This is a genomic window from Mesorhizobium sp. M7A.F.Ca.CA.001.08.2.1 (assembly GCF_003998455.1).
GTDB classification, from domain to species: domain Bacteria; phylum Pseudomonadota; class Alphaproteobacteria; order Rhizobiales; family Rhizobiaceae; genus Mesorhizobium; species Mesorhizobium ciceri.
Window position 1 is genome coordinate 1 of record NZ_RZPW01000120.1, and the last position, 10,971, is coordinate 10,971.

General features: G+C 63.7%; 10 protein-coding genes. 2 read left to right on the forward strand and 8 right to left on the reverse strand.

Annotated elements, in window-relative coordinates; translation table 11 throughout:
* The coding region (locus tag EN914_RS10045; protein WP_407067776.1) for a cell division protein FtsZ at positions 1 to 618 on the reverse strand (618 nt) is incomplete at its 3' end.
* Positions 619 to 1,101: 483 nt separating this feature from the next.
* On the opposite strand from EN914_RS10045, the gene EN914_RS10050 reads away from it, so the two are divergent.
* Positions 1,102 to 2,457, forward strand: a complete 1,356-nt coding sequence (locus tag EN914_RS10050; RefSeq protein WP_013532930.1) for a glutamine synthetase family protein — start codon at positions 1,102 to 1,104, stop codon at positions 2,455 to 2,457.
* Between the two features lie 6 nt (positions 2,458 to 2,463).
* On the opposite strand, the gene EN914_RS10055 is transcribed toward EN914_RS10050, so the two are convergent.
* The 4 genes from EN914_RS10055 to EN914_RS10070 all read right to left on the reverse strand — a co-directional run bounded on the left by EN914_RS10055 (position 2,464) and on the right by EN914_RS10070 (position 6,356).
* Entirely contained in the window at positions 2,464 to 3,261 is a 798-nt protein-coding gene (locus EN914_RS10055; RefSeq protein WP_024502574.1) for an aspartate/glutamate racemase family protein, read from the reverse strand.
* Positions 3,258 to 4,529: a dicarboxylate/amino acid:cation symporter gene (locus tag EN914_RS10060; RefSeq protein ID WP_245459182.1), complete on the reverse strand. Its 1,272-nt coding sequence runs from the start codon at positions 4,527 to 4,529 to the stop codon at positions 3,258 to 3,260. The genes EN914_RS10055 and EN914_RS10060 overlap by 4 nt, the downstream gene beginning before the upstream one ends.
* Positions 4,530 to 4,621: 92 nt before the next feature.
* On the reverse strand, positions 4,622 to 5,461 hold the full coding sequence (locus EN914_RS10065) for an ABC transporter substrate-binding protein (RefSeq protein ID WP_024502572.1): 840 nt from the start codon (positions 5,459 to 5,461) through the stop codon (positions 4,622 to 4,624).
* A gap of 205 nt (positions 5,462 to 5,666) precedes the next feature.
* Positions 5,667 to 6,356, reverse strand: coding sequence for an SDR family NAD(P)-dependent oxidoreductase (locus EN914_RS10070; RefSeq protein WP_024502571.1), 690 nt, complete (start codon positions 6,354 to 6,356; stop codon positions 5,667 to 5,669).
* 355 nt (positions 6,357 to 6,711) lie between these two features.
* On the opposite strand from EN914_RS10070, the gene EN914_RS10075 reads away from it, so the two are divergent.
* Positions 6,712 to 7,827, forward strand: coding sequence for an anhydro-N-acetylmuramic acid kinase (locus tag EN914_RS10075; RefSeq protein WP_024502570.1), 1,116 nt, complete (start codon positions 6,712 to 6,714; stop codon positions 7,825 to 7,827).
* On the opposite strand, the gene EN914_RS10080 is transcribed toward EN914_RS10075, so the two are convergent.
* The 3 genes from EN914_RS10080 to EN914_RS10090 form a co-directional block, all read right to left on the reverse strand.
* Entirely contained in the window at positions 7,824 to 8,246 is a 423-nt protein-coding gene (locus EN914_RS10080) for an N-acetyltransferase (protein ID WP_024502569.1), read from the reverse strand. The genes EN914_RS10075 and EN914_RS10080 overlap by 4 nt on opposite strands.
* Complete coding sequence (locus EN914_RS10085) at positions 8,243 to 9,634, reverse strand: sigma-54 dependent transcriptional regulator (RefSeq protein ID WP_024502568.1); 1,392 nt, start codon at positions 9,632 to 9,634, stop codon at positions 8,243 to 8,245. The genes EN914_RS10080 and EN914_RS10085 overlap by 4 nt, the downstream gene beginning before the upstream one ends.
* On the reverse strand, positions 9,631 to 10,971 hold a 1,341-nt coding region (locus EN914_RS10090), incomplete at its 5' end, for a sensor histidine kinase (RefSeq protein ID WP_164778701.1). The genes EN914_RS10090 and EN914_RS10085, both read right to left, overlap by 4 nt.

Consider the following 10,971-nt stretch of genomic DNA (forward strand, 5'->3'; position numbering starts at 1 on the left):
TTCCTTGACGATGAGGTCGGTGATGCAGCTAACGCCGGCATAGAGCACCCGGTCGGCAATGACGAACGCATCGGCGAAGGTGGTCTTGGCATCGGCGATCCTGAACAGGTTCTGGTTCGGGATGACGATCACCGTGTCGGCGCTCTCGCGCAGCCGCTCGATGCCTTCTTCGGCCATCTGCATGCGGCGCCGGCCTTCAAAGGTGAACGGCTTCGTGACGACGCCAACCGTCAGGATGCCGGCTTTGCGCGCCGCCTGGGCGATGATTGGAGCCGCACCGGTTCCCGTGCCGCCGCCCATTCCGGCGGTGACGAAACACATATGCGTGCCGGCCAGATGATCCATGATCTCGTCGAGCGATTCCTCGGCCGCGGCGCGACCGATCTCGGGAAGCGATCCGGCGCCCAGCCCTTCGGTGACATGAGCGCCAAGCTGGATCAGCCGCGTCGCCTTGGACATGGTCAGCGCCTGCGCGTCGGTGTTGGCGGCGATGAATTCGGTACCCTGAAGCTGCTCGGCGATCATGTTGTTGACGGCATTGCCGCCGCCGCCGCCGACGCCGATAACGGTGATCTTGGGTCTCATCTCGGAGATTTCGGGCTTCTTGAACTCGGCCATGCCTGTTTCTCCTTCGTCAATTGCGCGCGCTTCACGACCCACCCGCAGACTGCCTTGGGCATATTGCAATCGAGCGGCATGACGCGAATCAGTCCGTTGCGATGGGTACCCCAAAAAGCCAGACAGCGGCCAGAGGTGCAAGTGCATGCGAGGTCAAGATTTGTGATGATCGTTTTGCACAGCGTGGCTCGGGCGCTGCGTGCGCCAGATCTTACCGCAGCGAGCTCGCCGATCCCGCCGATAGCGGCTGCGCGCTGGTTTACCGGCTCGTGCTTGGCATTCCGCCCTCCAACCTCTATGTTGCGATCGCAGATCGCGCAATTGGTTTTGAAATGCCTCCCGACATACCAGCTAGTGACTTGAAAAAATAAGGAAAAGCGCTTGGCGACAGCCACGTCTGTTTTCCTAAAACTCACCAGCTATTTTTACCAGGGACGTGCGGCCGGTCAGGCTGCGGCACCTTCGAAAACCAGAGGTTTTAAATTGAGCGATGCAATTGCGGACGTTTTGAACTGGCTTGAAAGCAGAACCGACATCCAGAGCCTGAGGGCGGCGGTGTGCGACCTCAACGGCATCATGCGCGGCAAGCGCATTCCCGTCGAGCAGGCAAGAAAGGCGCTGGAAGGCAAGCTGCGCATGCCTTTTTCGCTGATCGGACTGGATGTCTGGGGCGAAGACATCGAAGGCAACAGCCTGGTTTTCTCGACCGGCGATGCCGATGGACTGTGCCAATGGACCGGGCGCGGCATTCTGCCGGTGGCCTGGACGGCGCATCCGACGGCACTTGTCCCGCTGTGGCTTGCCGACGAAAGCGGCGCGCCCTATCTCGGCGACCCGCGACGGGCGCTGGCCCGCATCCTCGATCGTTACAAGGCCCTGGGCCTGACCCCGGTCGCGGCAACGGAACTCGAATTCTACCTCGTCGATCCGCAATCGCAGCGGCCGGTCGGCCCTGTCTCGCCGGTGACCGGACGCCGGCTCGATTCCGACGCGGCGCTGTCGATCGACGAAATCGACGATTTCGAATCCTTCATCCATGACGTCTACGAGGCTTGCCGGACGCAAGGCATTCCCGTCGACACGGCCATCGCCGAAAACGGCGTCGGTCAGTTCGAGATCAATCTGAACCATGTCGCGGACGCGTTGCGGGCGGCTGACGATGCGGTGCTGTTCAAGCGCACGGTGAAGGGCATTGCCCGCAAGCACGGCTTTGCCGCCTGCTTCATGGCCAAGCCCTATGGCGACCGGGCGGGCAACGGCTTTCACGTTCATTTCAGCCTGGTCGACGGTGAAGGGCGCAACGTCTTCGACGACGGCACCGACCAGGGCTCGGAGACCATGCGCCATGCAGTCGGTGGCCTGCTTGCGGCAATGGCCGAGAGCACGCTGGTATTCGCGCCGCACTTCAATTCGTACCGCAGGCTGCGCCCAAGATCCTATGCGCCAACCGCGGTCGCCTGGGGCTATGAGAATCGCATGGTCGCGATCCGCATTCCGGGCGGGCCGACCGCTGCTCGCCGTATCGAGCACCGCGTATCGGGAGCCGACGCCAACCCCTATCTGGTGCTTGCGGCCATATTGGGCGCCGCGCTGACCGGCATCGAAAGACAGTTGTCGCCGGGTGATCCGATCGGCACAGACGGCCAGGGACTTCCGCCGGCAAAGCTGCCGCCGGACTGGGCATCCGCGATCGCCGCCTTCGAGAGCGGGACGCATGTGGCGGAGATTTTTCCAGCCATCCTGCGCGACTCCTTTGTGGCCTGCAAACGCCAGGAGCTGAACACGTTTGCGCTCAATGTCAGCGATTTCGAGATCGAGACATACCTCGAGAGCGTCTAGATCGGGTTACGCCAGTACGGCCAAGCTGCCGCGCATCGGCCAATCATGTCCTGGCGGTCGCGATACGGTCGGCAGCCCTCGGGCTTCCTGCGTACCGAACCCTAATCGCGTCAGGCAGGCTCGCGCCAGGGCCGCATTGCTGTCGATGACGAGCAATCCATTCACGTCGTTGAGGCTGGCGGCCACCACCGACAGTTCGGTGCAGCCGAGCAGGGCGGCATCGGCGCCGGTCGCTTGCGCGATGTCGAGCGCGCGCTCGGTTTCAACCGCCGCATCCACGATCGAACCCGCCTTGACGAGGCTGATCGCGCTGTCGACGCACGCCTGAAATTCGGTGTTCGCGGGAAGGCAGAGCTCAAATCCCGCCGCCGACATCCTGTCCTGATAGAAGCCGGAGACCAGCGTGCCCTGGGTGGCGAGAACAGCAACCCGGCCCCGCTCCAGGCTACGACGCGTCTCCGCCACCACGGCGTCGCCGATATGGATGATTTCCGCGCGCGAATTCGCCGCCAGTTGGTCGTACCAATGATGGGCGGTGTTGCACGGCATCGCGACGCAGGCGACGCCGAGCGCATTGAGCGTCGAGACCGCGGCTTTCAAAGGCGCCAGCGGGCCGTCATGGCCGGCAAGGATGGCTTCGGTCCTGTCGGGCAGCTGCGGTACGCTGAGGATCACGGCAGGCACATGTTCGTTGTCTCTGAACGCCTGGGTTATCCGGGTCAATTTGAAGTAGAAGTCAGCCGATGCAAGCGGCCCGAGGCCGCCGATAATGCCGAGTTGGGGACGGATGCTGTCGTCGATCATCCGGCAGGCTCGGCTTCGAGCTGTTCCGAGACGGTTTCAGGCTGTGTCGCCTCCCTGTGGCTGGGAGCGATCATTGCCGTGCTCGCTGCGACGGTGCAGACGCTGGCCAGCGTCATGAACGTGTCCACGGCCGCATCCACCGCGACGAACAAAGCGAACGCCGCCTCGAAGGGAAGCTTCAGGTAGCCGCAGACGATGGACATCTGCGACAGGATGAGCAGGCTGCCCATGCCGCCGGTGGTGAGGGCGAGAAGCGCCGAGATGATGCCGACGAGCACGAGGTCCGAGACGGCAAGTGGGTGGCCGTAGAGTTGGGCGATGAACAGCGCACCCGAAGTGTAGAGCAGCGCCGGGCCTGTACGCAGCAAAGCCGCCTGCAGCGGCACCAGCAGTTCCACGACCACCAGGCTGAACCGCAGGCGCTCGCTCAAAAGGTTGATCACCCACGGCAGCGAGGCGACCGTAGAGCGTGTGGTGATGGCTACCATGAGAAGCGGCTGGCAGGTCTTGATCGTCGTCCAGTAGCTTCGTCGCGACCGGATGGCGATAATGGCAAAGGCGCCGGCAACGAATATGAGGCAGGAAAGACCCATCACCAGCAGGTAACCGCCCATCAGCGTGAGCGGCTTGGTTCCGGTCGACGCGGTCTGGTCCGCGATCAGGATGAAGGTTGCAAAGGGCAACCCCCAGATGAACCAGTTGGTCAGCACCGTACAGGCCCTGTAGACCGCGTTGAGCGCCTGCGTCAGGCTCATGGACGAGGGCTGGGGAATCTTCCCCATCGCGAGCCCGAAAAGCAGGCAGAACAGCAGAACCTGGATGGTCTGTCCCGAGGCCAGCGCATTGAAGACGTTGTTCGGCACCAGGTCGAGCAGGATCGAATGCCCGCCGCTGGGATCCCCATTGGAGGGCGGCGGCTGGAACGGGAAGGCGAGATCGGTGGACACGCTGCCTTGCGAATTGATGAACTCGCCAAGCTCGATGCGCGACTGGGGATTCTCGATCTGGCCCGGCTGCAGGATCAGCGACAAGGTGCCGCTCACCAGCACGGCCAGGAACGACACGACCAGCACGGCCATACCCACCTTACCGAGGTAGCGGACCGATTTCGGGTCCTGGACCATCGCCGTGATGGAGAAGATGACCGACGAGACCAAATAGGGCAGGACGACCATCTTTAGGAAATTCAGGTAGAGTTGTGCGACAGGGCTGATCGCATGGGCAAAGTCTGGATAGTAGAGGCCGCACAGGATTCCTGCAGCAATCATCGCAATCGTCGTCACCGGCGATCGCAAGATACGCCTTGCCGCGAGACGCCAATCGAAAGGCAGGGGTCCGGCTACGTCGGAGATGGCCATTGTCAGGCTTTGCTCCCCAGGCGATAGCGGGCGATGATCTCGTCCGTGTTGAGAATCTGCTGACCCCGCGCGAGGTCGAGATACAGATCGACAAAGGCCGCGAGATGCGGATTGTCCGGCCGCACGCCGACTGCGATCGTATCGACCTTGTCGGTCAGCGTGATGGAGCGCGCTACGACTGTCATCGACGGATCGTCGACCATCAGCTTCTTGATCTCGAAATCATCGCGATAGGCCATGTCGATCGTCCCGTTTCGGATCGCATCGATGATCAGGTCCCAGCTTGCCAAGCGATGGATTTGCGCATGTGGGAAAGTCGTGGCCGCATAAGTGGCGAAGGAAGAGCCCTCGATCACGCCGAGATCACCTGAGAAATCACGGACAATCTGTTCTGGCGGCTTGCCTTGCGCGATACGCGCCAGGTTGAGGCGGTTGGCGATCAGCCCTTGCCGCAGCATGGCGTAGGGGCGGGAATAGATGATCGACCGGCCGCGCTGAAGCGTCCTGCTGAGCTTGCCAATCGCCATGTCGGCCTGTCCGGAACTGACCTGTCTGACGATATCGTCGAACGTTGCGGCGGATCGGTCGAACACCGGCTCGACCCCAAGCGCCGCGGCGATGCCGTGGGCCAGTTCCATGTCTATGCCATTGTCCCCCGATCCGTCGGCCGGGAAGAACGGATTGGAAGCGAAGGCCGGCATTGCGATGCGCAAGACATCGCCGCTCGCGATCGGCTTTGGGGCGTTCTCCGCCTGCTGTCCTGGAGTGTTGGCCGCCCGGGCTTGCGAGATCAGCAACCCGCCGCTCCCGGCCGCAAGCAGTGTACGACGTGTAACCGGCATACGCGTTCTCAATTAGACCGGGAAAGCCAGCAAGATGCACAACCGACGTTAAACAAACGTATATATTACACTGCGCTTTTTTATGTATTGGATAAGCAGCTCATGGCCACAAAATATTAGTGTCGCCTAATGTAAAAGGAATGGCGGAAGGACCGCGTTACTTCCCGCCAGGCGATCAGTTGGCCCTAGGCGATCAGCTGCACTGTCAAAACGTCTCTGCCCAGGGCCGCAGCTCAAGCTCCGAGCTCCAGGCGCTGCGATGCTGGCGATGGGTTGTAAGATAGGCCTCGGCGATGGCGTCCGGCGATAGACGGCGGTCCGGCCGGCCGGGATCGGCCACCTGTCCGGGCGGCTCGATCTGGCCGTCGATGATGAAGTGGGCGACGTGGATGTTCTGCGGAGCGAGCTCGCGGGCCATGGACTGCGCCAGGCCGCGCAGGCCGAATTTCGGCATGGCGAAGCCGGCTGAGCCGGGAAATCCCTTCACGCTGGCGGTGGCGCCGGTGAACAGGATCGATCCGGAACCCCGCGCCAGCAGCCGGCGCGCCGCCTGCTGGCCGACCAGGAAGCCGCCATAGGCGCCGACCAGCAATGCCTGTTTGACCGCTTCGGCATCGAGCTCGGCGATCGGTCCGCGGGTGCGCGCGCTGGCGTTGAACACTGCAAGCGCCAGCGGGCCGGCCTTGTCTGCGGTGTCGAACAGGCTGGCGACGGACGCGACGTCGGCAACATCCGTCTCGACGGCCAGCGCACCGGTTTCGTCGGTCAGAGCGCTGAGCTTCTCGACATTGCGGGCGGCCAGAACCACGCGAAAGCCTTCCCGGGTGAGAAGGCGCGCAAGCGAGGCGCTCAGACCAGCGCCGGCGCCTGCAATGACGGCCACATCGGATGCCATGATTTTTCACTCCTTGCGGATTTCGGCGGAAGCGTTCGCCAGATCAGGCAAGGTCGCGCCTTCGGGGCTGACAGGCAAGAGGTGGCATCTCGGCGGTTGTTGAGCCAGACGGCTGCAGAACCAACGTTGCGCGGTCCAGCATCGCCTGTGGCGCTACGAAGGCCGCTCGGCCTTCAGCACCGAGACCGCCGCTTCGACAGTGGCAAGGCTTGGACCTTCATCCGACCGATATTTTGACGGTAGAATCGTCAGGCTTCGCAAAGCTATCGGCGATCTCATCGATGGGGACTGGAGCATGGTCCCGAAAAGTGGGAAACGGTTTTCGGAAAAGATCATGCTCAACGAGGAAACGACTATGGAACCAATCTGGGCCGTCGGCCTGATGACCGGCACGGTGCTGGACGGTAACATCGACGTCGCGCTGATCAAGACCGATGGCGAACGCATCGAGGATTTCGGCACCTACCGGCTGATGCCCTATCCCGCGTCGATCCGCTCCCTGCTGGAAGAGACGCTGACGCAGGCACGGGCGTGGAACTTTGTCGGGCCGGAGCCGGCGATTTTTCGCACCGCGGAAGAAGCCCTGACGCGAGCGCAGTCGGCGGCGGTCAAGGAATTGGTCGAGGGCTATGGCATGACGATGGCCGACATCGGCGTCGTCGGTTTTCACGGCCAGACCGTGCTGCATCGTGCGCCGCAGGTCGGACGGCTTGGCCAGACAAGGCAGCTCGGCGACGGTGAACTGATGCACGCGTTATTGGGCACCAAGGTCGCTTACGATTTCCGTTCGGCCGACATGCGCGCCGGCGGACAAGGCGCGCCCTTGGCCGCGGCCTACCACACCGCGCTGATGCGCAGCGCCGGCGCCAGCGGCGAGGTGGCGGTGCTCAATCTCGGCGGCGTCGCCAACATCACCTGGTGGGACGGTGCCGACAATGTCGTTGCCTTCGATACCGGCCCCGCCAACGCACCGCTGAACGATTTCATCAAGTCGAAAGGGCTCGGCGAAATGGACCGCGACGGCGCGCTTGGCGGGGCGGGCAAGGTGGACGAGGAGCGCTTGGCAAAGCTGCTGCAGCACCCTTATCTCAGCAAAGCCTACCCAAAATCACTGGACCGTTTCGACTTCGGCGCGGCGATGGCGGACGGCCTAAGCGCCGAGGATGGCGCGGCGCTGCTCAACGCCTTCACCGCTGCGGCCGTCGGAAAGGCGCTCGACCTCTTGCCGCACCGGCCGAAGAAACTCGTGGTCAGCGGCGGAGGTCGCCATAATCCGACCATGATGGCGATGCTGGCCAGCCGCGCCGGCGTCGAGGTGGTGCAGGCCGAGAGCCTGGGCTGGAGCGGCGACGCGGTGGAGGCGGAATGCTTTGCCTTCCTCGCGGTTCGCGTGCTGCGCGGGCTGCCGATCAGTTTTCCGAGCACGACCGGCGCACCGCGGCCGATGCAGGGCGGAAAACTCGCCGGTTAAGCCAGTTTCTTCTGCAGGAAGATGCGGCTGCGGCCGACGGGGAAGTCGGCAAGTGTTCCAAAGGGCTGATAACCCTGGCGCTGATAGACCTTGGCGGCATTCGGATTGAAGGTGTCGATCCAGGCGTTTTGACAGCCGCGCGCCACCGCTTCATGTTCGGCCGCGTCCAGCATCTTGCCGGCCATGTGCTGGCCACGCAGCCGCTCATCCACCCAGAGCCATTGCACATAAAGCCATCCCCAGGCGGTGTAGCCGGAAATGCCGGCGACGACCGCGCCGGCGTCGTCGCGCACGAACACCGCAAGCGCATGCCTTTCGGACGCGCCGACATCGCCGTCGTTAAACGCCGTCAGCCTTTCGCTGAGAAAAGTGAGGTCTTGCGGCGAGGGATTTGCCGTCGTTTCCAGTGTCGTGTTCATCGCTTTTCCGAGATGGATTGCGTATCGGCATCGCCGCCATTGCGAAATTCGGACGCGGCAATGCCGTAGCGCTTGAGCTTGTCGTAAAAAGTCTTGCGCGGCACGCCGAGCGCGTCGATGGCGGCGCGCACGTCGCCGCCATGGTCGCGTAGCGCATCGCGGATCAGTTGCGCCTCATAGTGGCCGACCCGTTCGGGCAATGCTGCCGCAGGCTCCGGCGAATACGCGCGAACCGTTTTCATCTCCTCGTCCGGGCCGAGACCGAGCGCGACGCGATCGGCGAAATGGGCGAGCTCGCGCACATTGCCCGGCCAGTCATGCGACTGGAGATGATCGCTGACGGCTGCATTCACCTTGGCGACAGGCCGGCCAAACCGTTCGGCCGCCTTGCCGAGGAAATGCCCGAACAGCATCGGGATATCGCCGCGGCGTTCACGCAGCGGCGGAATGCGCAGCGTCACCACGTTGAGGCGAAAATACAGATCCTCGCGAAAATCGCCGCGCTGGTCCGGCCGCCCGAGATCGACCTTGGTCGCTGCGACGACCCTGAGATCGATGCGCCGTATCTCGTTCGAGCCAAGCGGCGTGAGGCTGCGCGTTTCGAGCACGCGCAGCAGCTTGACCTGGAGCGCAGGCGGCATGGATTCGATCTCGTCGAGAAACAGCGTGCCGCCGCTCGAATGCTCGATGCTGCCAATCCGCCGCCGCTGCGCGCCGGTGAACGCGCCCGCCTCGTGGCCGAACAACTCGCTCTCTATGACCGTCTCCGGCAGAGCGCCGCAATTCAGCGCGACGAAGGGTTTTGCGCGCCGCCGCCCCCATCGGTGCAGGAGGTCCGCCACCACTTCCTTGCCGGTTCCGGTCTCTCCCTCGACCAGCACGTCGACATCCATGTCGGCGATCTGGCGCAAGGTCTCGCGCAGCCGTTTGATGGAAGGTGCCTCGCCGATCAGCGGCAGGCCGTCGGCGGCCAGTGCCGCGGCTTCGCGCAGCCGCCGGTTCTCCATCACCAGCCGCCGCTTCTCACTCGCCCGTTTCAGCGCCTCGAGAAGGCGATCGCCGGCATAGGGTTTCGGGATGAAATCGTAGACGCCGTCCTTGAGCGCCGCCACCGCGAGATCGACGTCGCCATGCCCGGTGACCAGGATCACCGGTATATCCGGATCGATCGCCTTGATGCGATCGAACAGCTGCAGACCATTCATGCCCGGCATGCGGATATCGCTGACGACGACGCCCTCAAAATTCCTGTCGACGACGGCAAGTGCTGCCTCGGCGGCGTCGAGTGCGACCACCGTGAAGCCGGCAAGCTCGAGCAATTGCGTGGTGGCGTGAAGGAGGTCCGCATCGTCGTCGACGAGCGCGACCAGCCCTGATCCGTCTGTCATTCAATTCGCCTCAAATCGATGGTGAAGGATGCGCCGCTGCCATTGCCGGGATCGAGCCGCAGCGTGCCGCCCAATTCCTGGACGATCTCCTGCGAGATCACCAGCCCCAGGCCAAGCCCCTTCTCCTTGGTGGTCTGGAACGGCATGAACAGATTGCCAGCCGCCTCCGGACCAAGGCCGGGGCCATTGTCGCGCACCGAAATCAGCACCCTGTCGTCGCGCTCGGCAAGTTCGATCTCGATGCGGGGATCGGGCTGGTCCTTCATCGCGTCCAATGCATTTTGCAACAGATTGACCAGGATCTGCTCCAGCCGGATGCGGCTCGCCATGACCACCGGCGAGGCATTGCCACGCGGCCTGACGATGGTGACGCCGGAATCGCGTATGCGGCCTGACAGCAGCGACAGCGCGCCGTCGATCGCCTCGCGCACCGGCAGCGGCGAAGCGGCGACGCCCGGCCGGCGGGCGAAAGTGCGCAAGGTGCCGGTGATCGCGCCGATGCGTTCGGTCATCGAAACGATCGATGTCAGATTGCCGCTGGCCGATCCGGTCTTGCCGCTGTCCAGAAAACGACCTGCATTCTCGGCATAGGTGCGGATGGCGGCGACCGGCTGGTTGATCTCATGCGCCACGCCGGCGGCGATCTGGCCGAGGATGGAAAGCCGGTTGGCCTGGGCGAGATCGTCGCGCAGTCGGCGGACCTTGGCTTCGGCATTCTCGCGCTCGGCGATTTCGCCGGCAAGTGCGGTGTTGGAGCGCGTCAGCTCGGCCGTTCGGGTGCTGACCCGGCTTTCGAGCTCGGCATTCATGCGCGCCAGCGCTTCCTGCCGCAGCCTGCGCGTTCGCCGGCGCCGGGTCAGCACGTAGGCAATCAAGCCTAGAAGCAGCAAGCCCAGGAGCGTGGTCAGGCGCGCCGTATTGGCGGCCGAGGAGAGAGCAGCGTCGGCGGGCGTCAGCAGCCACAGACGCCAGCCTGGGACTGCACCGGGCAAATCCTGCACCACCTCGACGAACTGGCGTGGTTTTCCGGCGTTGTCGATCGTCGCCAGGCCATCGCCGGCGCCGCGTCTGAACGGCAGCGGCTCGAAGGCAGCATCGGCCAATTGCAGTTGCTCATGGGCGGCGGCCACGTCCTCGGCCGACAGTGGTGCCAGCGCACGAAACCGCCAGTCGGGCTGGCTGGTGGCCAGCACGACGCCTCGTTCATCGGTGACAAAGACAAGGAAACCGCTGGAACGCCAATTTGCCTCGACGCCGTCGAGCTCGACCTTCAACACCGCAACGCCAAGCGGCTTGCCGTTATCGTCGACGCGGCTCGAAAGGTAGAGTCCCGGCCG

Excerpts from the sequence above, each read along its gene's own strand:
- EN914_RS10055 (WP_024502574.1), bottom strand. The coding sequence starts at position 3,261 with ATGATCGACGACAGCATCCGTCCCCAACTCGGCATTATCGGCGGCCTC.
- EN914_RS10060 (WP_245459182.1), bottom strand. The coding sequence starts at position 4,529 with ATGATTGCTGCAGGAATCCTGTGCGGCCTCTACTATCCAGACTTTGCC.
- EN914_RS10065 (WP_024502572.1), bottom strand. The coding sequence starts at position 5,461 with ATGCCGGTTACACGTCGTACACTGCTTGCGGCCGGGAGCGGCGGGTTG.
- EN914_RS10070 (WP_024502571.1), bottom strand. The coding sequence starts at position 6,356 with ATGGCATCCGATGTGGCCGTCATTGCAGGCGCCGGCGCTGGTCTGAGC.
- EN914_RS10075 (WP_024502570.1), top strand. The coding sequence starts at position 6,712 with ATGGAACCAATCTGGGCCGTCGGCCTGATGACCGGCACGGTGCTGGAC.
- EN914_RS10080 (WP_024502569.1), bottom strand. The coding sequence starts at position 8,246 with ATGAACACGACACTGGAAACGACGGCAAATCCCTCGCCGCAAGACCTC.
- EN914_RS10085 (WP_024502568.1), bottom strand. The coding sequence starts at position 9,634 with ATGACAGACGGATCAGGGCTGGTCGCGCTCGTCGACGACGATGCGGAC.